This is a genomic window from Halopiger aswanensis, from assembly GCF_003610195.1.
In the GTDB taxonomy this organism is placed as follows: Archaea; Halobacteriota; Halobacteria; order Halobacteriales; family Natrialbaceae; genus Halopiger; species Halopiger aswanensis.
Genome location: NZ_RAPO01000008.1, coordinates 23,078 through 46,740, shown reverse-complemented (window position 1 = coordinate 46,740; position 23,663 = coordinate 23,078). Strand labels below are relative to the sequence as shown.

11 protein-coding genes are annotated in these 23,663 nt (G+C 54.8%); 4 read left to right on the top strand and 7 right to left on the bottom strand.

Annotation, left to right across the window (positions count from 1 at the left end):
* Window positions 1-207: 207 nt before the first annotated feature.
* Complete coding sequence (gene pglZ, locus ATJ93_RS22230) at window positions 208-2,400, bottom strand: BREX-5 system phosphatase PglZ (RefSeq protein WP_120246847.1); 2,193 nt, start codon at window positions 2,398-2,400, stop codon at window positions 208-210.
* 155 nt (window positions 2,401-2,555) lie between these two features.
* Between pglZ and ATJ93_RS22225 the strand changes: the two genes are divergently transcribed.
* Window positions 2,556-5,027: a hypothetical protein gene (locus ATJ93_RS22225; RefSeq protein ID WP_120246846.1), complete on the top strand. Its 2,472-nt coding sequence runs from the start codon at window positions 2,556-2,558 to the stop codon at window positions 5,025-5,027.
* Between the two features lie 64 nt (window positions 5,028-5,091).
* Window positions 5,092-6,318, top strand: coding sequence for a helix-hairpin-helix domain-containing protein (locus ATJ93_RS23320; RefSeq protein WP_147376680.1), 1,227 nt, complete (start codon window positions 5,092-5,094; stop codon window positions 6,316-6,318).
* 9 nt (window positions 6,319-6,327) lie between these two features.
* On the opposite strand, the gene pglX is transcribed toward ATJ93_RS23320, so the two are convergent.
* Window positions 6,328-10,671, bottom strand: coding sequence for a BREX-5 system adenine-specific DNA-methyltransferase PglX (gene pglX, locus ATJ93_RS22215; protein WP_120246844.1), 4,344 nt, complete (start codon window positions 10,669-10,671; stop codon window positions 6,328-6,330).
* A gap of 131 nt (window positions 10,672-10,802) precedes the next feature.
* Here pglX and ATJ93_RS22210 point away from each other — a divergent pair, with 131 nt between their 5' ends.
* Window positions 10,803-11,348 (top strand): TATA-box-binding protein, encoded by a 546-nt coding sequence (locus ATJ93_RS22210; RefSeq protein ID WP_120246843.1) that lies wholly within the window; start codon window positions 10,803-10,805, stop codon window positions 11,346-11,348.
* A gap of 187 nt (window positions 11,349-11,535) precedes the next feature.
* On the opposite strand, the gene ATJ93_RS22205 is transcribed toward ATJ93_RS22210, so the two are convergent.
* From ATJ93_RS22205 to ATJ93_RS22190, 4 genes are read right to left on the bottom strand one after another with little or no spacing between them, the layout of a single operon-like run.
* Window positions 11,536-15,378, bottom strand: coding sequence for a hypothetical protein (locus tag ATJ93_RS22205; protein ID WP_120246842.1), 3,843 nt, complete (start codon window positions 15,376-15,378; stop codon window positions 11,536-11,538).
* On the bottom strand, window positions 15,375-15,956 hold the full coding sequence (locus ATJ93_RS22200; RefSeq protein ID WP_120246841.1) for a BREX protein BrxB domain-containing protein: 582 nt from the start codon (window positions 15,954-15,956) through the stop codon (window positions 15,375-15,377). The genes ATJ93_RS22205 and ATJ93_RS22200 overlap by 4 nt, the downstream gene beginning before the upstream one ends.
* Window positions 15,953-19,636: a hypothetical protein gene (locus ATJ93_RS22195; RefSeq protein WP_120246840.1), complete on the bottom strand. Its 3,684-nt coding sequence runs from the start codon at window positions 19,634-19,636 to the stop codon at window positions 15,953-15,955. The genes ATJ93_RS22200 and ATJ93_RS22195 overlap by 4 nt, the downstream gene beginning before the upstream one ends.
* Window positions 19,633-20,475: a BrxA family protein gene (locus tag ATJ93_RS22190; RefSeq protein ID WP_120246839.1), complete on the bottom strand. Its 843-nt coding sequence runs from the start codon at window positions 20,473-20,475 to the stop codon at window positions 19,633-19,635. The genes ATJ93_RS22195 and ATJ93_RS22190 overlap by 4 nt, the downstream gene beginning before the upstream one ends.
* A 329-nt stretch (window positions 20,476-20,804) precedes the next feature.
* Here ATJ93_RS22190 and ATJ93_RS22185 point away from each other — a divergent pair, with 329 nt between their 5' ends.
* Window positions 20,805-21,623, top strand: a complete 819-nt coding sequence (locus tag ATJ93_RS22185; RefSeq protein ID WP_120246838.1) for a potassium channel family protein — start codon at window positions 20,805-20,807, stop codon at window positions 21,621-21,623.
* A gap of 23 nt (window positions 21,624-21,646) precedes the next feature.
* On the opposite strand, the gene ATJ93_RS22180 is transcribed toward ATJ93_RS22185, so the two are convergent.
* Entirely contained in the window at window positions 21,647-23,293 is a 1,647-nt protein-coding gene (locus tag ATJ93_RS22180; RefSeq protein ID WP_120246837.1) for a hypothetical protein, read from the bottom strand.
* Window positions 23,294-23,663: the final 370 nt, after the last annotated feature.

Here is a 23,663-nt window from a genome sequence, read left to right as displayed (position 1 = left end):
GAATGTTGGTGGGTCGCGGTCGGCAGTTCCCAGTGAGACCAACCGTAGTGCATCAACGCCATCGGCTGACAGTTAGTACTTTGAGACGCTCGCAACAGCATTCGCGGAGCATCAATCTCTCGCGGATGTCGTCGCCGAGATCGTCACCGAGGCCACAGAGAATGTCCGTGAGGACTGAGTGCGTACTGATTATCGGCGCTAGCGGTGTTACCCTTGCGTGATGCTGATGAAGTCGAGTACGAACTCCTGTGGGAGCAGTCCGCCGTGGTAGAACCGCGCGTCACCGAGCCCCTGCTTTCTGAACCGCTTGAGTGGGCTCGCAAGGACGCTGACGTTGGCGTCGAGGTACCCCAGTCGGGAGCTGGAGTCGAGTAGTACGCCGGGCGAATCCTCGTCCACATCCTTCCCGGCGATCCATCGGCGCCCGGAGTCGGACGCTTCCGTCGGCCGCGAAATCTTCTCCGGCGACGCATTGTCCGGGAGGAGGACGAACCCGTGGTCGGTCAGCACGTAGGCCTGATCCCACTCCCCCTGTTCGAGTTTCGTTCCGATGAACTCCGCGAGCGAGTCGACGCGTCGAGCCAGCATCGCCTCGAGGTCGCTGAGTTCCTTCTCGCCGATGTCGTCGATGTCGTTCTTGAAGTAGGCGACACGCGTCGACTGCCAGCCGTCGTCCTCCTCGCGAGTGACCGTCCAGCCGTCGCCGCCCAACAGCGACTCGCGGCGATTGGTCGTCACGCGACGGTTGTTTCGGAGGGGCTGTAACTCGCCGTCGACCAGCGAGACGTCGAACATCTGGATCTCTCCCGGCGTGAGCGCAGCCTTCCCGAACTCAGTCTCCGAGGGAAGCGTCCCGAGCCAGACGTCTTCATCGACGGCGAACTCGGGGGCGTCGGACGGTAGCGTCGCCACATAATCACGCAACTCGTCTGCGAGCCGGCGGGCGAGGTCGAGCCGAAGGGCGTCGATGACGAATAACGCGACCGTCTGGCCGCTTTCGAGGCCATCGGACTCCTTGGTGAAGAACTGGTAGGAGTGATCCTCGTCGACGAACGGAGCGCCAGCCTCGACGGTCTCGGTGACGAGATCACCGAGGTCTTCGAGGTACTCGACGTATTCCGACTGGAGCTGGGTACGGAGGTCGTCGAGCGCGGCGGTCGCGGGATGATCGTCGGGGAGGTCGGACTCAGGTTCGCCGGCGACGACGAGGTTGAGCACCGCGTTGTCGATCTGCCACGTGCCGTCGTCGGGGTCGGCGTACAGCGAGATGACGTCGTCAGGCGCACTCTCGTCCCACGTCTCGAGCTGGTGCGCGAGGCGGGCGATCTCCGAAGCCTGCTCCCATGTCCGCGTCCACGGGCTATCCGGGCCGTAGGCTCCCCGGTAGGTGCCGCGGAAGTCCTCGCTCCCGAGAAGGGCGTCGTACCGCTCCTCGGCGCGCTCGAGACACGTCACGTAGTCGCCGGCGTCGAAGGACGCGTGCCACTCCTCCCAGAGGCGACGCTCGAGCGCAGCGTCGACGATACAGTCCGCGAGTTCCCACGGGTCGTCCACATCCGCAACGACGTCGGGCCAGATCATCTCGCCGAGGTAACGATCGGCGAGGAGACTGGCCGAGGTGGTGTTGTTCAACAGCGACTTGAGCTCGGGGAGGTCGTGATCGCCGGCCGTCTCAGCGCGGAACTCCCTCGGGAAGCGTTTGGCGTCGGCACCGGCGTGGATCAGCCACTCAGCGACGGCCCATCGACGCGTCACCGTGACGATCCCGACCGGTTCGTCCTCGCTGGCGACCGCATCGACGCCCTCGCTGGTCAGCAAGTCCTGCATCTGCTCGATAGTGTCGGGGCTGTCGTCGATGTCGCCCCAGCCGTTCTCCAGCACGAACGCGACCGGATCGGTGTAGCCACCGGTGACGATCTGCGTGCGGAGTTGTTCGAGCGTCGGGAGCTGTCCGCCAGTGAGCTGGTCGTGGAGAATCCGCGCAATCTCGCGACGCTTTGCGGGATCGTCCGCCTGAGTCGCGGTTTTCAGTTCCCACGCATCGAGTTGGCCGCGCTCGAACGCGTGGACGGTGAGGTCTTCGATACTCATCTTGACCTCGCCGCCCGTGTGCTCAACGTCGCGGAACCAGTCGTAGTCGCCCTCGACGTCTCCGGGCTCCTTGACGTGTGGGACGTACCAGACCTGTTCGCCATCGACTGGATTTGCACGGAGTTCCAGCGGCGTCTCCTCGGCGACCTTCAGGTGAATGCCAAGTTCATCACAGGCCTGCTGGATGATGTCTTCGAGGTAGTTCCCGTCGTCCCACCAGAGGACGATCGGGTCTGACGACTCGGCCCGGTCGAACTCTCTTTGGATAGTCTCTTTCGCGGCGTCGGGTAGGGTCTGAGTTGCTTGCATGAGTGATTAGAGAAAGGCGAATGTGTTGTTCGATCTGTAAATGGATGCGACGTACATCAGTTTCTTAACTTTGCTGCTACGCTCTGAGGGAACAAGTGCACTAGCCAATATCTATTTGAAACTGGCATGTTGAAAGGTGGTAATAACTGGTTCTCATGCCCCAACAGGTTACAATTCCGACAGTATTCGATGACCCTGAATTTTGGTACAAAATTGACGTTGATTACGAAGAAGCACGGAGATTAGTTCAGACCGAAGAGGACGAAGACGATTCAACTTTGGGAGAAGATTCCCAGAGCGAGACAGATACAGACGAGGAAGATTCAGAAGACTCGGAGGGGCCAGAATCTTTCGGAGGGGCGCTTCTCGAGGTCTTTATCCGGCGAAAGAAACGTGTCATCGAGGATAAATACGGCTCCGTCAACGAATTCAAACAGAGAGTCTTAACGGCCGACGATGATGACGCAAGAAGATTGTTGAACGAAGTATATGTGGAATATATCTGGATTCAGAATCAGGAAGGTGAAGTATTCGAGAGCGACGATGACGATCCAACAGAACTCGATTTAGTTGATGACGAAGAGAACCTCGTACAAGAGACGATCAACGATGAGTTCGACCTTCTGTGGCCGGGGCAGCCTACGATCGGTAAAGAGGTAGATGACGGTGAAATCGTTGCCCGCCGGTATCTACAGACGAAACCAGTCGTAGTTCGGAAATACGAAGAGTCGTTCGAGGTTCGAGGTCGACAGTCGGATCGGAAGAAAGTCGTGACGCGGTTACGCTCAGACGACAATCTCCAAGAGCAGCAACCAGAACCAGCAGAAGAACCAATCGTTGGGAAGGTAGAGAACCTCCTCGTCGAAGATAATGAGGAGTTCCGTGTGGTTGGGGTTGACTTTGCAGAATCTGAACTCCCCGAGAACTCCAGATTACGGGTGAAGAATGAACGATCTATCTACAGAGACATCCACTCGTTGCGGAACGAAAATCTCGTTTCTTTCGATGGGATTTCCGAAGTCAATAAGTTATATCTCAAAGACATCCGCCACGGTGGGAAGTTCCGTGTTGAACTCACTCATGGTGTCGACGGAGTCGAGTTCGAACTCAAGACGAATCACAAACTGGACGAACAGCGAAGTCGGTTCAAGCAGGGTTTCACTGCAGTAACGGGTATCGAATTCGAGAAAATCTACGAGTATGGGTCGCAAGACGAGGAGTACCTGTTCAATCGAATCCTCGCCGAACGGGGAACTGCGTACGAAAATTACTACGAGGAGTTGAGTGATGAGGTTCAGGATGTACTAGAGGGCAACGTAGATACAACTGGTAACGCGCTTATTGGTACAGAAGTCGAGGAATTCAAGACTTGCTCACAGTGTTCGGAGAAGAACCCTGCTTCGGAGTCAGAGTGTGAGGAGTGCGGAGCAGAAGACTTCTCGGAATCTGTTGAGGAGACCGTGGTCGAGGTCAACGAAACGAGTGTCGCCACGTACATCCAGAACCGACTGGACGAGATCTCACCAACGCACCCGAAACGGGATTTCTCCGGCTGGAATGTCGGAGATCGGAAGATGGGCGATCGAAAGATCGTCGAGACTTCGTTTTCGTTAACTGATTCGGAAGGGCGGAGAACGACGAGCTCGTATCAAGAGGTCGATGTGGTACCTCACGGCAACCATCCACGTCCGGGTACTGTTAACGACTATCTCCTGCAGTGTGTCTACGTAACTTATGGACAATCTGCCTCTGCAGATGACGAGGGGTATGGTCGACTTCCCCTCTACGACATTATCACAGCAGACAGTCTCGACGCACTCATCGGGAATGCCCTCCACAATGCCATTGTCGGTGTCAAAGATCGGCTCATCAGTAAGGCAAGCGAGGCCCACGAAGAGACAGGCGAATACTACGGGCTCGTCGATGAACTGGGGCCGATGCACGAAAACAAGGACGAATTGGAGGAGATCTACGACCCCTCTAATGACAGCTATTTTGAAAAGCACCTCTTCTACCTCCTGAAGAGGCTCTACTCACAGACCGAACGATGGGGGCGCATTGGTGAGCGAGAAGCAGATGGAGTGCTTATCGTACCGGAGGAAGACCCGAGCGATTACTACGTGGCCACTTACGACGCAAAGCTCTCCCACCGTGAGGGCGGATACGACCTCGGTTCAGAGGAAGAAGATCAGGCCACGCGTTACATCCTTACTGAAGATGAGCGAGAGGCAATCGAGAACAAGACGGGTGATGACGGTCTGTCGGCACATCTCCTCATCTCACAGAACTTCGACGAGGATGATTTCTCCCGTATCGCTGGCCACGTCCAAGAGAACATCTTAACCTATACTGATGGAGAGGCTCCCAATCAGAAATTGGTGTTCATGGAGTTCAGAGCAGTAGTCGAACTCTATGAGCTTCTGAACGAGTACTGGTGGGCACTTCGTGACGCTCGAATCCGTGGGAAGTTCGACAGCTACGTGATTGACGAATTGAACAACGAACAGACGGTAGATGGTGAATCCTTCGTTCACTTTGATAGCGACTCGGTAGCTAACGTTCGGGAAAATCTCATTGGTCGACTCGAACGCTACGACCGAGACCAGCTCGAATACTATCCAGAATGAAGAGGTACAATCATAGATTTGCGATTTCAATACGCATCCAGAAAATGGCTAATGGGGTGGAAGTGTGAGAGTTATTGGTCTCGATGTACGGGCTCAACTCGCTCGATATGGCAAGAACACTTCTGAGGGAGTCGCGGCGAATCTAATCACCCAAGTTCTAATTTATACTGCTGGTGCTGCTCCTGCTGTTCTCCCGGCGTTTTTCAATCCTGAAAACATCTTTTCTGTGCTGCTCGTAGCTGCGGTGTTGACCGGGGTTCAGTTCACATTGCAGTATCCCGCTATTGGCGACATTAGGCCAGAAGACTCCCTGCGTGAAGAGATCAGCCGTCTCCGAGAGCTAATACAATTGCTAGTTTCTGCAAGGGTAGTCGTAAGAACAGATGGCGGGACTCGAAGTTTGCCTCGCCTGTCTCTACCTAGATATTCGGGGATTTTCCTTGGGAGTGCTTTGACAATTCCCCTCGCCACATTGTCTGCTAATATAGTTGATACCCTGTTTCTCATCGTGGTTGTGGGTGCTATCAGTAGTAATCTTGGGGATGCGATCGGCATGGCTGCGTATCAGAAGGCGATGGAAAGATATGATCGTGAAGATGCTTCAGCGTCTACCGATTTTTCACCGAATGACTTGGAATTCGAGGTTGATGACGAGGAAGTTACATCAAATCAAGAGAGAATCCTCAACAGATTAGGTGACATCCGAGATCAATTAGAGAATTTATTTGATGAGTCTAGAGAAGGGCCGTTCGTTGTTGCACCCGGACGAATGGAGTCCACAGAAGCTTTCGCCGAGAAAGTTTCATCGTATGTCTCTGACACAACATACGAGCAGTTTCAGGGAACTCGGGATGAGATCTTGTCGGAAGTAGACGAAATGATGAATGAGACATCGCGACTTCGTTCAAACTTCCATGAATTCGCCGACGAATTCGAGTCTCGTTTGTCCGAAATTGAGGAAACGAAAGCGACTGAGCGTCAGGTTGAGCAATTACTGGATGAAGTCGGAGATATGAACGAGCGGGTCGCTTCGATCGAGACCTCTCTCAGTTCTCAAGGACTTGATCTCGATGAATTCGATCAGCAAGAAGTTCGGAACGCCTTTAGAGAAGGCAGATGGTCGATTGTCCCCGGAATCGGGGACAATAAGGAGAAAACCCTCCGTGAGGAGTTACCCTCGATCGAGTATCTCGAGCAAACCTCGTTGGGTGAACTGGAACAGATTGATGGTGTAGGGCCAGTACTCGCTTACCGATTGAAACGTCTCGAAGAATTCGCGAACGAGGGATGATAAGCAGGTCTACAACACCTTGTCCTCGACGACCTCGGGAACAATGTTCTTCTCCGCAAGCGGCGTGATATTAATAGCGACGCCGTGCTTCTGGTTGGGCTGGTAGCCGGCAGTTGTGATCTCCGAAAGTGCCCGGTCTGACCAGTCCGAGGGTATTTGTTTGTCCACCGTCTGACAGCGGTCGTCGATCTCTTCGGCGAGCGCCTTGAACTCCGCTAGCGGTGGTAAGTCGTCCACGTCGTCGATGTCCTCCTCGTCCGCAATCTGCTGAAGGTATTGCTCGTCGAGAATGGACGCATCGTCGACGCCCATCGCGAGCGAGGCGAGCATCTCCTCGTCTTCGGTGAGGTTGTCGAATGGTTTATCCTCGTCATTGAGGAGTTTGCTCCCCTCACGTTCGAAGTAGTAGGTCATGAAGAGGATGCCCGTACTGGAGTAGTGATCCGAGCCCTTGAGTCGCCAGTTGAAGTAGTCGAAGAGGTCTGCCAGATGGGCCTCAACGGGTTCGTCACTCGGCTTAGCGTACTCTTTGCAGGCACGTTCGAGTTCGTCGAGAGCGTCCAGCCACTCGTCACGCCATTTGTCGACTGCGTCCCAGAAGTTGTCCGAGAAGGTATCTTGGAACCACTCCTCGCCGTTACGCTCTCGAAGTTCGGCGAGCGTCTCGATTCGCTCGGCCGTCACCTCGCGGAACGCGGTCACCTTCGGCGCGAGTTCTTCCACAAGTTCGCGTTCGTCCTCGTCAAAGTCCCGCTCGCTTGTGCTACCGAGTTCCTGAATCACTTCTTCGAGTTCGGCAATCTGCTCGAGGGCGCTCGAACAGAACTCGAACTCGTCAGTGGCTTCGGCCCGCTCGCTGGTCGAGAGCGACTCGTCGTTCTGCCGACGGTTCGCAGCCGATCGGCGCTCGCGGAGTTCAGCCTTTCGGGGCTCGAGGTAGTGGTTGCTCAGGCGGTCGAAGAGGCTGGCGTCGAGCTGGTGGTAGTCGACGAAGCAGGCAAAGCCCTCGCCCTTCGAGTCGGCGAGGAGTCGCTCCGTGCTGAGTTTCCAGAAGATGGGTGTGTTCTCCATCGTCTCGACGTGGTAGTTGAAGAGGTCGTTTTCGATGAACGCCCGCAAATTCGGATACGCCTCGTCGGCAGCCGATTCAGCACCGAGGATGTCATCGACCTCGACGAGACGGTCTTCGGCGTGCTCGCCGTACGCGTTGTGAAACTGCTCGATGATGCGGTCAAGTATGTCTGCCTGTTCGTCCGTGCCTTCCAGTGGAATGATGCCACCGTCTTCCTCACGGACGGCCTCCATCGCGAAGTGGTGTACGAGATTTTTAACCCTTTCTTCGAGATTGTCAAGTATTTCAGGAATGGTATCTGGATCTGGAACTTCACGATCAGATGGATCTTCAGAAGTACGTAGGAATATCTCTGTTTCAATAGCCTCACGTGTATCGTCTGTTATTCCAAGTTTATTGTAGACACGTTCGTTGATTTCAGTCGATATACTCTCTAGCTTGTTTAGATTCTCAAGGTTTTGTTTCCGTCTTTCACGGGCTGCATCCTCAATGCTTGTACTTGCAGAGACACCATTTTTGTCGCTTTCAAATTGCACCTCAATAACAGAGGTGTGGGGATGATCGTAGAAGAAATTTTGATTAGATTCAGACGGTAATAGTTCTGGCCCTGCATAAAATGGGCTTATAGCATCATTCATTTGACGTTGTAGCATAATCTGGTATTGTTCCTTCGCGAGGTTAGATAGTGAGTTTCCTTCCATCAGTTCTCGAATCCACGGAACTGCGCCAATCTCTCCTGGATTCCAGTTTCTTTCAATAGTTTGGGATAGGAATAGACTGTGGTATAAATCAGAATTCAGTATCGCCATAATTTCCCAGAGAGATCCGTCTTCACGCGGGAAGAGCATCATACCTGTTACACTAAAAAGACCTCCGAAGTAGTAGCCAAATCGACGGCCGGTATCTTTAATATATGTCCAAGTAAGGCCTGGGTTGCCATAGAGTTCTTCATTAGGAGTGCGGATCGAGTTACTGGATCGTTTTAGAACAGTCCCTCTCTCACCCCACTCTACTGATTTGGTTATTTGTGGGAGAATCCAAGCATTTTCCCCTCCTTTTGCGATTGGCTTGAAAGTTTGCTTGTCTCTTACTTCCCAGTGTTTTCTCAAGAACCGGTCAATTCCTGACGTAATAATGCCTGTGACAGCGTAGAAAGCAGAATCACCATCTACATCTGCTTGTTCGGCGTCAAGGAGAGTCTTCGTCTCATAGAGACTTCTCACCTCCGATGGTGTAGAATAACATATGGGGGTTCGAGGAATCTCTGCAAATTCGTCGAGATTTATCTCGAAGTATCTGTCAATATTGTTATTAGTTTTGGAGATAGTTTGTGTGAAAGTATCCTCTTTCATAGAGCTATCCTGATCGTAGAGTCGAACGAATACACCAGTCCTGCTTTTATTGGTTTCCGATCTAACAACGGTGCCGACAGTCCGTACTGTTGCATTATCCAATATTCCGATCCCAAATTCTGCTAAGAAATCAAATCCTCCTTCTTCCCCAACGAAGTCTTCTCTGAAGTTCTCAAAACTATCTAGGAACAAAAATGTTCGAGGGACGAGCATACCGATACGACCGGCCTCTTTGGTCAAATTGTCGCATACCTCAAAGAAGCTGATGTAGAAGTTCGGGTAGTATTCGTAATGAGACTCAATATAATCCTGAATCGGATCGGGCATTCGCTTTTTTGAACCGTAAGGAGGGTTCATTAACGCAACGTCATAATCCTGTCCCAGAACATCTAGTAACCGAACAAAGCTCCGCAAGTCCTGAGCCAAGAACGAATCCTCGTTACGATGCTCCGAAATTGCCTCCTGTAGTGTACGAAGGAAACTGCTCAGAGTGTAGTCCGCAGAGAACTCGTCATCGAAGGTTAACTGCAAGCCACCTTCATCATCGCTAAACATCTCACCGATGGTTCCCCGAACATCGAGGAGGCTACCGAGCCCGTGGACATCTTCGAATGCTCCGAGAATACTTTCTAACGCTTCACGAACTTCGTCCTCACTCAGAGCACCCTCAATACTCGAACTACTCGAGATAACTTCCTCGAAAACCGCCTCGACGCCTTCGACATCGGCTATTTTCGCGTCGGCACAGACGATGCCAACCTCCGGCATATCGAAGCCATCAGCTCCTTCAGCTTCGGCACGCGTACGGCCCTTTAGATAGAGATTGAACGCAGCGAGTTGACAGGCCCGCATATCGAGGTCGACACCATAGAGGTTATTGCAGAGAATCTTGTGAGGGATCTCTGCAGGGTCGAGATTAGTTTCTGCTCGCCAGATGCGCTCCAATACGTCGAACGCGTATAGCAGGAAGTGACCGCTGCCACAGGCAGGGTCGATGACGCGGATGTCCTCAGGGCCGTCGAACTCCGGTGGTTCGCCTTCCTCTTCGGATGGGACGAGATAGGTGCAGAAGTCAGCGATGTCTGGAGCGTCATCAGGAGAGAGAGGACGGTTCTTGCGCTCGTTAGGTGTCAGCGAGTCCTGTCTCTCGACGGTTTCCTGCAGGTCGCCTCTGTCTTCAAGATAGAGCTTGCCCAGCGAGTTGTCGGTGAGCATCCGGACAACCCAATGCGGGGTGTAGAACTGGTTCGCCGCCGGTACGTCCTCGGGCTCCAGACCTTCCCGGTCACCCTTCCGGCGGAGATCGTCGAGAAGTTTGACGTTGTAGTACTCATAGACCCAGCCGAGCACGTCGTCGGCCCGCCAGACCTCGTCGGATACTTCGTCGAGCATTCCACAGAGGTCTTCGAACGTGTCGTCATCGGGGTCGATCAGGCTGTAGGCGGTCGAGCGGTCGAAGAGAATCTCGATCTCCTCGGCGAGGTCGTCGCACGCGTTTCGGTAGGCTTCGAGGACAGCCTCCTCCTCGAGCATGAACTCCTCCGTGACCAGCCGGTCTGCTGCTGGCGTGAGTCCATCGTCGCGGAAGGCAGTAACCTCGTCGTCAATGAATCCGCGAACCTCCATACAACGGAGCGCAGCCAGCCGATTGACGATGGTGTACCCGACACCGGTAATGTACTCCTCGTAACCGTCTTCCCAGTCGTTGCCGTCGACGGCTTCGAGTTCAATCGCCTCAACGAGGTCTTCTTGCTCCTCGCTCAGGGACGCGTCGTCGTTTGGCTTCTTGTCGAGGGCGTACTCGTCCTCAAGTTGGTAACGAACGTTCGCCTCGACGCGGTCACGCATCTCGGTGACGACGTCCTCGAGATGCTCACGTTCTTCCTTGTCGAGCTGGGCCTTGCGTTGTGTCGCAGAATTCCCTTCCATATGAGAGTCAGCCGATGTATATTCAAAACCCACGGAGGTGTTTTGAAGATTGTCCATCGAAAAAGTGACAGAGAAGCGATTGTAATTTGATGAAGTAAAGTCTACCAGTTATGCCCCTCAATGCATGAGTAATGGCTGGTATCAAGGTTGTGAATATCGTTGGTCTTGGGAATCTTCAGAGTGAGGTAGACATCGAGGTGTTGGCTGCGGACGCGCCCCTACCCGTTTCCAACTACGACCCAAAGTTCAACGCATCGTTCTTTCGCTTCGAAGAGGATGGGGAACTGGTGATTCTCTATACGTCTGGGAAGTATATTCTGCGTGGTGGGGATGAGTTTGAGATAATGTACGCGGTGAACGAGCGGTTCTTGGGGTTGTTGGAGGAGATGGGTGTCGAAGTGGACGCAGCAGAGTTAGAGATTAAGAATGTGGTTGCGGTCGGCAATTTAGGACACGAGGTGGATTTGAACGCGTTAACGATTGAGCTTGGAATTGAAGATGTGGAGTACGAACCTGAGCAGTTCCCAGGACTGGTGTATCGCCCTGATGGGACGAACTGTGTGTTACTTGTGTTCGGAAGTGGTAAGGTGGTGATTACAGGCGGTCGGACGCGGAAAGAGGATAAGGATGCATTCACAGCGTTAGAAGAGCGCATCAAGCAGAGTGCATTAGAATAATTGTTCTAAGACCCCATGCCCCAATTGAACACGGTACGCCAGCCGAACTGTCGACGAAGTCCATGATATTTTTTCCAATAAGGAAAATATTGCCACATGTATCAATCGAGAGACTTGACCAACACGACCGAGTTATCTTCAAGATCGACCATCGTCTCTCTAGGCATCCTTATATAACGGTAGGGCGTCAGTCGAGCGGCTCGATCATCATAACAGACCCATCTGGTAGTTCATCCATGGTCTCCCGAATCCGCCGCAGCTGCTCGTCAACACCGTCGAGCAACTGCTCGGCATCTTCGATCAATTCACCCACGTGTTCCTCACTCGGCGGGCTGGTTCCCTCTACTGCATCGACGATCTCTTGGGTGAGATCGTGGTCGGGATACTCGGACTGCAGTTCGCTGGCGAGTTCCTCGAGTCGCTCGTCTACCTCGAAGGGGTTCTCCGCGTCATCGAGGAGCTGTTCTACCTCCCCGACACTCGGCGGCTGCGACCAACTGAGCATCTCGCTCACATCGGTCGTGACTGGGTGGTTCGGATATTCTTCTTCCAGCCGTTCCGATGCCTCCCGAAGCTGCGACCAGAGCGAGGCCTCGCTACCGGATGCTTCGAGGAGGCGCCGTGCCCGTTCGTACCGCTTGGCTTGCTGAACGACCGTCGGGTCGACGAGGTCTTCCTCCGAGAACGAGCCACCGTTCCACGCCGTCTCGAAGAGATCGTAGAGATCGTCGATGGTTACACCGTCGAATTCGACGACGACGTGGTCGGCAGTTTCCTTGCTGCTCCCATCGTGAGTGTAGAGCCACGTCGCGAGACTGGAAACCACGCTCTCGGGCTCCTCGTCCGGCGGCGACTCTCCCGTGATGCGTTCGTACTGCTCGCGGACGACGGTTCGTCTGTGGGCGTCGGCTTCGTCGATCGTCGCTCGAAGCCGGTCGGCATCTGGCACTTCGTCCCCACCGACGATCGCTTGCATCTCCCCCGTGATGTCCGAACCGGGGTAGAGTCGCTGCATCTCCGTCGTCCGCTGGCTGAACTGCTCCCAGAGAGAGTCGCCATCCTCGACCGATCGGAAGAGCCCTCTTGCCCGAGCGAAGCGCTCGGACTGCCGTTCGATCTCGTCGGCTGCGAAATCGTCCGTTTCGAGAGATTCGCCGCCGAGTGCGGGCTGGAGAGCCGTCTCGAGTTCGTCCAGCGAAGCGCCTTCGCCGAACTCCCTGCTGACGCCTCGTAATATGCGTTTCACCAGCACACTGTTCTCGTCCACCCATTCTGCTAACTCAGAGAGCCACGCGTCGGGATCGGTTCCCTCTGTCTCCTTGTCGATCAGCGTCTCGACGGTTTCCCGAATCTGCTCTGGATCGGTATCGCCGATCGACTCGAAGCGAATCTGTACGTCGGTCAGGTTCGTCTTGTTTCTGACCGCTCGCCCGATCTCGTCTGGTTCGGTAATGTACTCGTCGTCACGGCGCAGCGCGATTTTGTTGGCCGTTGCGAGCGTGATCAATAGTGCCGAGATCGATTCCTGCGGTGTCCCGCGATACGTGCCCCCGCGCTGGACGGTCTGGGTAAGAAGGTCTTCGGCGCGAAGCGACTGGGTGTCCTCGTACTCGTCGAGAAACTCCTGACATCGGCCGTCGGCGAGTTCTGCCCGGTCAGTATCCACACCGAGTGTGACAGCGTCCTCGCTCGAGAGCGGCCAGTCATCGACGCCGCGGAAGAACCGCGCCATCTGCTTGGCGTCCTCAACTTCCGTGATTCCGTTAGTCAGGACGAAGCGCGTCTCGCTGAACACGGACTTGACTTGCGTTTCCACGACCTGCTCGAACACGTCCCCATATCGTCCTCTCGTCCCGCCTGTTCGGATGTAGACATCCGCATCTTCGAGTTGCTCACGAATCGTCGACTCGAGTGCCCGCTGTTCGTCGCGGTGGTCGGACTCCAGGTCCGGATACGTTTCCGTCTCCTCTGAGAGAACTTCCTGCATACCCATCACGTCCCGCAGGCGATCGATCGTCGATCCCTGTAGATCGACGGCGACGAGGACGTGTTCGCCCCCATCCCGCCCTTCGTTCGTCGACTGCCACGCATCAACCTGATCACTAACCTCATCGCCTCGGCCAGCGACCAACCGCACACGAACGGCGTCAAACTCCGGCGTCGGTGCTTGTTCGATAGGGTCGAGGACAGAGTAGCCGAACCGGAGTGGGACTTTGCGCTCTCCCTCGAGATCGACCTCGTGTCGACTGCCCTCAGAGAGCAGGAGGTCGCTTCCCTCCCGAAGGGAGTTCTCTAACTTGGCCGAAAGTCGATGCGATGGGATCTGCTGTGCGCGAGTCTTCGCCCGCGTCAGGATGTCCTCCTGCTCCTCGGAGACCAACAGGTACTCCTCGTCGCCGCGGTCGTTTGTCTCCGTCAGTACCTTCCGATCCTCGAGGAGGTCAGACAACGCCGATTTGACATCGCCCCTGGTGGATTCGAACGACTCGTCAGTTGACTTGACCATCAGTCGGGCGAGGTTCGCCGGCGTTGACGGCACCTCGGAACGAACTTGATTCAACAGGTATAGCGCCTTCGCAACGCGGACGGAGAACACATCCTCGTCGCCCCCGGCCGAGGGGATGAGTTTGTTCTCGACCATCTCCTGTACCCATAGCGGGATGTAGGTCGTCTCTTCGACCAGCAGATCGTACAACTCGTCCCATGTGACGAGGGCACCGACCTGCTTGTCTCCCCACTCGAACCGCGTGAACAGCGAGCGGACGAGGATGAGCAACGCCCGACCCTGCACGTACTCTTCTTCGGTCACGCGTCCACGCGGCATCAGTTGCTGAATCACCGTCCGGAGCAACCCGAGATCGTACTCGCGGAACGGGTACGACTCGACCGCGTCCGGGTCGGCCCCGGCAATATCGGAGTATGCGTCGAGCGTCAGGTCGGGCATCTCCCGAAGCACGGACTCGACGGCCTCTCCACCCTCGGTGTCCTTCTGCAGCCACCGCTTCCGGACGATGATCTCGGTGTCGGCTCCCTCGAGCGGTTCTTGAGCACCGTACCACGGTTGCTCCGTAACTTCCGTATCGTCGAACTCGCCGTGGATACGCCCGATCGGATACTGTCCAGTCCCGATGACCGGCGGGTTGGGCCCGACACCCAACTCTGTCAGCGCTTCCATCGTCTCTTGGAACTCTCTGTAGCGATGGCGGCCATCGCCGATGAACAGCGCCACCTCGTCGAGCCCGATCAGCAACTCCGTCTTGGTCTCCGGCGTGCTCAGCGACTCTTGAGCCGCTTCGACGCGGTCGACAAGTTCGTCCGGGTCAAACTCGTCGGGGTCGACCTCCTCAATGGCGTTGTCGATCGACTGCTTGACCTCCTCCCGAGACGAGAACGGTGAGTCCTCGAGGGTCGGAACAGCTTCGTAGAGCCAGCTCCGTAGCGACGCCCGTTCTTCGTACACATCCTCGAACGTCTGTCCGTCGTACTCGACTTCCTGTAGTCGCTCCCAGCAGTCCCCATGGTTCATATCGAGCTGCCACGTCCACTCGAGCAGCCAATTTGGATCGGTCGGATACCCGAGTTCGCGGCCGATCGCCTCGTAGATGAGGTACGGGAGCGGCGGTTCCTGTGATGCGTCCCGGTTGAGGAGGTTCAGGAAGACGGGTTTCAGCCGGTCGACGTGAGAGTTCGCGACGCTCTGTCGGAATGACTGGAAGCCCGGCCATCTGTTCGCCAGCTCTTCGCCGAGATCGGCAAACTCCGATTCGGTGTCGGCAGCGAACCCGATGAGTTTCAGAAGGTGTGTCTTCCCTGACCCAAACGTCGCGGAGATGTAGAGGAAGCGCGGTTCCTCGTGTGGATACTTATCGACAAGGTTCCCGAGTGTAGTGAGCACGTCGCGTGCGCTATCAGTCTCGTAGAACTCGCGGACGTCGTTTTCAGCTTGCGCTCGGGCATTGACCTTCTGAACTTCCTCGAGTTCGCGGGTCGGTGACTGCTGGAAGATGTCGTGAATGTGTGTTTCACTCATTGGAGATGCACCCCCTCAATTCGGCCCTCGATCTGGTGGGCCGGGTAGTAGTTGCGTGATTCCTCGCCGAAGAAGCTCAGTTTCCCACCGACGATGTCTCCGGGGAACGGAATGCCGATCGTAGACTGGACGTTGCGACGATCGAGTTCGTCGAGGAGTTCCGAGGCACGCGTGAACGGGTAGAGGCTCCCAAGATGCGTGAGGAGGACGACGTGTCGCTGCTGAGCTGGCGCCTCGATTTTCTCGACCATAACCGCGACGAGTTCTTCCGCTAATCGGTCTTGCATCGTTTCGGTGATCGTCGCTGGTTGATTGTTCTCGCCAAGATCGACCGCTAGTTCGAAGACATCGGTTTCGACGAACAGCTCGTCCAGCCGGAGGACTTGAACGGTTCCGTCATCCGGGAAGTCCTCGGTACGATGCGGGTTCGCTGCCCACTCGGTGAGTCGTTCGGCGACCCGTCGCTCGTATTTTGGCTGGACGGGAACGATCACGAACGGGTTTCGGATGCCGCGTCGCCCGTCGGCGAACTGTGCGAGCCGTTCTGTGAAGTCGTGGAAGGGACGTTTGGTCGTCATCGGATGATTACCCCCGTCTCAGTCCGCTCGATACTGATGTCATGGTGTTCGACGAGCCGTTCCAGTTCGGAGTCCAGTGATTCCCGATCCGACGGGAGAACTCCAATTGCCGTGATGTCTGTGGGAGATTGATCTCCAACGAGTGTCTGTAGCTCCTCGAACGTATCTCGTAATTCGTCGATGTCGCTACCGGCAACCACAGCGAGGGGTTCGCTGTCTAGCAGTGTGTTCGTCGCTCGAATGAAGTCGTCAGCCTCGGTGTTGGTCGTTCCACCAGTCACCGTCGACACCGCATTTGAGACGTCCTCGTACCACGATGCGGCGCGACGGAGCGGTGTAATGTATTTGCTCTCGAAGGCCGGCCGAACGTTCGACCCAAACTCGCTTGCGGGAAGGATCCACGGATGCTCCTGTAACTCGTCGACGAATGCGTTGATCTCGGTTTCCTCTTGGAACGAATCCCACGCCGTCTCAATCGCATCGTCGAGTGCCGGTGAGGTGGTTTGGGCGTCGTTGAATCGATCCCAGCCATCGTGTGTCCACCATTCGCCCTCGTAGCCGTCGATGCTCTCGCGAAGCGTCTGGCTGGCCGTTTCGCACTCCTCGGTCAGCCAGTCGTACGACTGCTGGGCGAGAGTTAGCTGCGCATCGATTCGTGTGAGCGCGGGAAGTCGCAAGCTCCACACTTCCTCGGCATCGTCATACCATTCCCGGGCCTCGTTGGTTGCTTCAACAACTTCCTCCCAGTCGGTGTCGCGTGATTTAACGGCCTCTCTTCGGTCGATCGCGCTCTGTTGCTCGGCTTCGAGCGCCTCCACGAACGACTCGAGGAGGTTGCGAACGGTTGGCGTTTGGATGTCACTCTCGACGACCAGCCTGACGTCTTCCACGAGACTACCGAGTCGACCCGCGAGTGTGTCGTTCGCGGACTGGAGCCTGACGATTCCGTCCGGAATAGTCTCCGTCGAGTCGATGAACCCACCCTCGCGAAGAATGCCTCGCACACCGCCACTCCCCGCGATCTTGAGACGCGTCGTCGTCAGTTTGTTCAGATCGATGACGGCGTCGAGTTCGAGGGAGTCTCCCGTCTCGTCAACGGGCAGGAAGTCACCCTTCCGGCAGAGGCCCCAGATAATCGCACACAGTGCGGGGCGAGCGTCCTCATAGATCGGCTTCTTTTTGACGATTCCGTCGAGGATCGTGGCCATCGCGAGGTTCCCGCCACGTTGCTTCAACTGTCGGCCAGTGAAGGCGCGCACGTTGTTCTGGATCGAACCACCGTGCGTTTCTGGGTCTTCCGTCGCAACATCGATCTGCTGGGCCCACGTGGGTAGCGGATCTTGTGCGGAGAGTCCTCGGAGTTCCTGTAAGTGCTCGTCGCTTACCTGCAGCATTACGGGGTGGAAGTCGTCGGGGTAGTTGACGTCGAGATACTCTTCGACTCCCGAGACCATGCCCCCGATCTGATCGCCGCGGTCCTTGACATCGAACGTCCCGCTCTTGAGCGCCTCGACAAGTTTGCTCTGGACGCGAGTTGCCCGATCTGAAAGATCACGCTCGACGGACTGTGGAAGCGTGTGGTCTCCGACTGGATCTCTGAGAGACCACCACTCGATAAGGCTATCTCGGAGATCGTCGAGTCCGTCCTGTCCGATCGTCCATTCGAGCGGATCGCCGTCGTAGTCGATGTCTGCTGTAGCGGGAGAAATCCCTTCGACAGCGACCTCGACATCGAGGGCGTCCTCTTCATCAACCGTCGTATCAAGTTCGATTCCGTCAATACTGAATTCGTACCGTACAGGATACTGTTCGCCGGTATCTCCATACTCGGCCGACGTCGGAAGTGAAAGGTCGCGCACGATGTCCTCCCAGAGATACCCGTCTACGGCTTCGATGATGGACTGCCAGTCCGGGTTGTCGAGGTTTTGCTCAGAGGCTTCGATGATCTCGCGCTCTTCCGGATGAGTGAACGCGTACTTCGGCCCGGTTTCGTCGTGTGTCGGTCGGATGAACTTCCGGAGCCGTTGAAGCGAGTCCTCGACGCGGTTCTCCATCTGGAACTGAGTCGGGCCGTCGAGGTCGCTCAACACGGCGACTGCGAGGTTCCGCTCAGACATCGGAATGGTGTCCGGGATGTGTTGGAGGAGGAGCACGGCCTTCGCGACATCCACGTCGATCTCCTCCAGTTCCCCTGCCTCGTGTTGTTCCTCGATCTCCTCGATGACACCCACGTCCTGTGGCGTAATGTCATCGAGCTCCGGTTCGATGAGATCGTAGAAGTCGACCAGCGAGATTACGTGGGCCTCTTCGCCGGCCTCTATCCACTCTTGGAGAAGTCCGTGAACGAGAGCCAGAATAGCCCGCGCAGTTCCCGAGAAGATCGACTTCGCCGGATCATGTGCTTCCTGCCGGAGGTTCGAGAGGATTTCGAGGAACAGCGGTGGCTGATACGGGAGGAACGGATAGAACTCGACGAGGTGCTCGCGGTCGATGTCGTCGAGCGGGGGTTCGGTGTTCTGTTCGATGCCCGAGTATACGAGCAGTGTCTCAGGCTCATTGCTGGTTCGGTCGAGGACGCGTTCCGTGTCCTCCCTTCCGGCTTCCGACTTTTTGAGTAACCGTTGGGTCGAGATTTCACCGACGTGTCGGCTCGGAAGGCCAAACCGGTGCGGGAACCGATCCTTGACGATGCTGAAGTCGGCCCCGCGAGCCGCAAACTGCGGCTGGACGTCCTCGATTTTGGCCTGTGCTGTTGCCACCAGCTGGATGTCGCCGTCACCAGTCTCGTCGACGCTCTCTGCGAGCGTCTGCAACTCGGTGAGTCGGTCGAAATCCGTCCCGATGAAGAGACTGACCTCGTCGAGCAACAGCACGAGCTTGACCGGATGACCGAGTTCCTCTTCGCGATCGCTCCGTAACTGTTCGAGGCGCTCGACCATCGCTTGAGGGTCGAGATCGGACGGCATCAAGTCGTCTAGACCATCCTCCGTGCCGGTCTCCTGCTTGAAGAGTGTGGGAAGAACGGCGTCTGCGAGAGCGTTGTACTGCTGAACGTCCTCCCAGTCGTACTTCTCGGGGCTGTCAACCGTACTCTGGAGTGCCGTTTGGGTGTTGGCAGTCCGGTCATCCCACGCGTCGGTCGTCCGGTACCAGTCCTCGAAGAATGCAACGTCGAGTTGCGACGAGAGCCCTCCCTCCGTACCAGTGAGTCGTTCCGACGTGTGAGCGCTTCGGAGGACGATCTCGCTGAAGCTCAGTTTCTTCTGACCCTGATGCTTTAGGAGGTTCACCGAGATCGGGATGACCTCGTATTCATCATGGATCGATGACCACGTGGACTCGAGCGTGTCTAGTTCACGACCGTCGGTTAGCTGTTCCCAGACATCGTCTCGCTGTCGAAGCCATTCGCTATCCAGAAGCCCGCGGAGTACGCTAAGGAGGTGACTCTTTCCGCTCCCGTAGTATCCGTAGAGCCAGTAGTTCGCCCCCGACCGCATATCCTCAGAACGGCCGAGCAGGCGCGAGAAGAAGTCAGACATGAAGTCCTCGGACTCCTCTGTCACGTGGTAGGTGTCGATCGATTCCAATCGATGATCGCGACCGTCATCCTCGCGGTCAATGCGGACGGACTCCTCGAAATCGCTCCCAACATCGGCAGCGAACCAGCTCTCGTCGGTCATACTTCGCCCTCCCATGGTTCGGCCCAGTCGTATGCGTCGTCGACTGGCTGGAATCTCAGTTCACCGTGAATCCCGCTCGCTTCCCAGTTCGGATCGTCGCTCACTCGTTCGGCCAAGGAGTCCCAGTACTGTTCCGGCTGAAAGAGATAGAGCCAGCCGGTCGGCTGGGAGAGCCAGTCATCCCCGTGGGTCTCCCATGAGTAGCCTGACGCGACGAGTAGAGGCGTCGTTCCGAGGTTGGGGATTTGTCCTTGAAGGGCCTGTTGTGTGTCAAGAACACCGATCTCTCTCATCACCGACCGGAACCCTTCTCCCCATCGACGCGTCGTCGATTCTGCATAGTCGAACTCGCCCCCATCGTCGTAGTGGAACTCGTTTAGAAGACGCTCAATAGTCTCCTGCTCGAAATCCAATCCGTCGACACCGGACTCCTGAAGCCGATCAACGTATCGGTGAACGGCATACTTCACAAGAGGATCGTCCTCCAGTAAATAGAAGTACAACACCTGCGCTTTGTCGCGTACCGTTTCACACAAGTCTAACACGGAGGGCAGTTGAACGATAGACGGCAGCTCACTACCGGCAGTCTTGAACCGCGAACTGAGTGCCCGGTAGATACCCTTTGAGCTCTCACGTGTACTTCGTTCGTCGAATCGCTCTTCGATCCACTCCTCTTCGACAACCGTCCAGTCCCGATGTCGAGCGTACAGCCGAGCAAGTGTCTCTGCTCTATCCACGAGAAGCCCGCATCTAGTGAGACCCATCGACACCTCTTCGTGAGAAAATGTCGAGTTGAGCGACGGTAGAGAACTACCCCTCCCGTCGGTACGGAGAGTCATATATCATCTCGAACCATCCATACCACTTAGTTGATAGGGAAAAACGAATCGAGGTGATCTGTTACTTACAGGAGATCGAGTCAGCGAGAATCGAGGTTAGACATCAGGGATTTTCAGAAACTCGAATCAACGGGATACTCGAGTCAGATACAAAGCTTGTATTTGATCTATCTGCTCTATCTCATTGATTGCAGTAGTATCACTGCTACCTGTTCTATTCGTGTTATTCAGCACCCCATTTTCCTCACTCCACAAGTCCGAAATTGATCATGAACAGCTCAATTGTCGGTGGATATATTGTATTGTATTGGTAAGGCACACAAACGTGAATGTCGACGCGACCATATGGACGGCTCCGACGCCAGACTAACGAACTCTTCAATCCCAAGACTGGCGGCCGAATCGGCCACTATATCGACTGGTTCATCATGTCGCTTATCGCCGCGAACGTTGCGGCGGTCATTCTCGAGACAGTTGATGCGCTTGGCACGGCCTATGCGGACTTTTTCTATTGGTTTGAACTGTTTTCAGTGGTTGTCTTTTCTATCGAGTATATCGCTCGTATTTGGTCTGCTGTTGATGACTCCGAGTACCAGGGGCCGATCACAGGCCGTCTCAAATTTGCGTCACGGCCATTATTGATCATTGACCTACTAGCGATTTTACCGTTTTACTTGACGATCGGTGGTGTCCAAGGGGAGCTTCGATTCCTCCGTGCACTGCGACTCGTCCGGTTATTTCGATTACTGAAGCTCGCGCGGTACTCGTCGGCAATGCAAGCATTCGGCGCAGTAATTCGACAGAAGAAGGAGAAGCTGGTAATCGCTGTGTTCGCAAACGGCCTCCTGCTTGTCATCGCCTCAAGTGTAATGTACTACATTGAGCACCAGCACCAACCAGAGGCGTTTTCGTCGATCCCAGCAGCGTTCTGGTGGGGAGTTGCCACGTTGACGACTGTCGGCTACGGGGATGTCCATCCGATCACACCACTAGGGAAGTTCGTTGGTGCCATTGTTGCAGTACTCGGGATCGGACTATTCGCGCTCCCAGCGTCGATTCTTGCATCCGGGTTTATCGAACAAGCGGCAGCAGCAGGCGACGATGATGGACCTACATACTGCCCTCATTGTGGTGAGAAACTCGAATAGCAGATCCGATTAGATGAGTGGAATTATGAAAACTCTCTATTGAGGGCCTCTTTTGCAATCTCGAGCTCTAAGACCTCAGACCCGTAGAAAACGGATAGTGGAAGCTCTTGATCATCTCTGCCATACGTTTCTTGCCAGTACTCCGCGAGCTGCTTGAAGTCAGCTGCTTTTACTAATCGAATGTCAATACCGCCGACCTGCATCTCGAGTTTCTTTGCATTTTGTTTAGCCCGCTCTGTGAAATCCGGCGCTATAATCAAGAACCACTCGACATCGTGTTGTTGGCTTTTTGTGTCAATGTAGTTCTTAATCTTACTCTGTGTATTACTATCCAGCTTGAATTTGTTTGTTCGGCGCTTATTGTCCCAGAGAAGCCATCTGCCATCCTGCACAATCTCCCCGTCTGCGACGATCCCGGTTGCTTGCTGGCCTAACAGCTCCGTCCCATCAATATTGAAGATCTCTGTAAAGATTTCGGCAGTCGCTTCTTCGAAGAGGATATCCAACTTCGTTGATGGATCATCTTCATCGATGACTTGTTGCAGTTGCGGCGGAATTCGCTCAACGTTCCCATCGGAAATATCCTCGTAGCACTGCAGATAGAGTTCAGCGTTAGCCTCCTCAGTATCGCTGACTTGCTTTTGTGATTGTTCGAAATATTCGATGGTCTTCTCGATCATCTCGTCAGTTTTCTGCTTGTGGGCGTCCAACCCATATTCATCAACAATCTCTTTCAATTCCTCTTTAGTCAATGCTTCTGCGAGGAGTTCACTTGGGAAGACACCGGCCTTGACAAGGCTCTCACGACGTTTTTCGTTCAGGCCTTGTGTCTTTGTATCGACGCCGAAGGTATCTCGAGCATCGACAAGCGTTTGTTGCCGGTCAAAATAGTCGAGCGCCTCGAGCATCTGGCGATAATTGTCCTCTGACATCTCGTAGTACAGCCAATCACGGATGAAATCAGCATAATCCTCTGGAATCCCGACCAGTTCATTTACGTCCTCTGTATTGACTTCATAGACGATCGCTTGCTCTTGAAGCGACCATAAGCCCTTTTCGATTGTATCCAGTGCATGTTCTGGTTTTTCAGATCGAGACACCTTGGGAAACCGGTCGATTGCAGAAAGCCGCTTGAAGAAGTCTAACCAGGTATAATATTCGTGTTTCTTGTTCCTGGCTCGATTGTGGAGTTCAAAGTAGCTGTAAACCATGTGAAGTTCGGCATCGTAGACATCTGAACCATAGTCAACAGCAGCCTTCGCAAGATGAAGCAACTCGTCATCCTCAGCAAAGTCATCCTCGGAGAAGTCATCGATGATCCGTTGTTGCCAGGATTGGACAGCCTCAAGCAGTTCCTCCTTTTCCATGCTATAGTCTAACTGTTGAATCAGCGTCCGGAGGATCCCATATCGAATTACCAATGCTTGGTACGAAGAATCATTAATCGAGCTGAGCCGTGGCGGCGTGAAGTTATTGAGTTCTACATCCAATCGTTCGTCGGCTGCCAGCGCTGGAACGTATGTCTCGAGATATTTCTCCCGATCTTCAAATCCATCATGTTTGAACGTCTCTGGGTCGAATGATTCTGTTTTCTCCTTCGGGTCATCTTTGAGAAACCGTTTCTGCTCGTAGCTGTTCCAGTTCTTGTCAGCGAGATCTCTCAATTTCATATGAATATGCCATGCAGTATCATGAAGTCACATATAATTTGTTATAGTAGCAGAAAAGCGCTTGAGTTGTTGCCTTACCCTATTGTGTGAAATGGATCTTGGACCTCCGCATTACATTTGGTCCTTTGTAACAAGGATTGCTTGATGTAACCCTCGACAGACCGATTGAAGTGAATCTACCCATCCAAAAGTACAGCACACCAATTATAACAAGCGTTAAACCTGAAACCAGGGGACTGCTAAGTAATATCAATGATAGCATACAAATACAAAGAACAATCGAATACAGACTACAAAACAAACAATCACGATCTTTGGAATAGGTGAATTCGAAGAGCAGCTGACGTCTAGTTTCCCCCAACTACTCGTA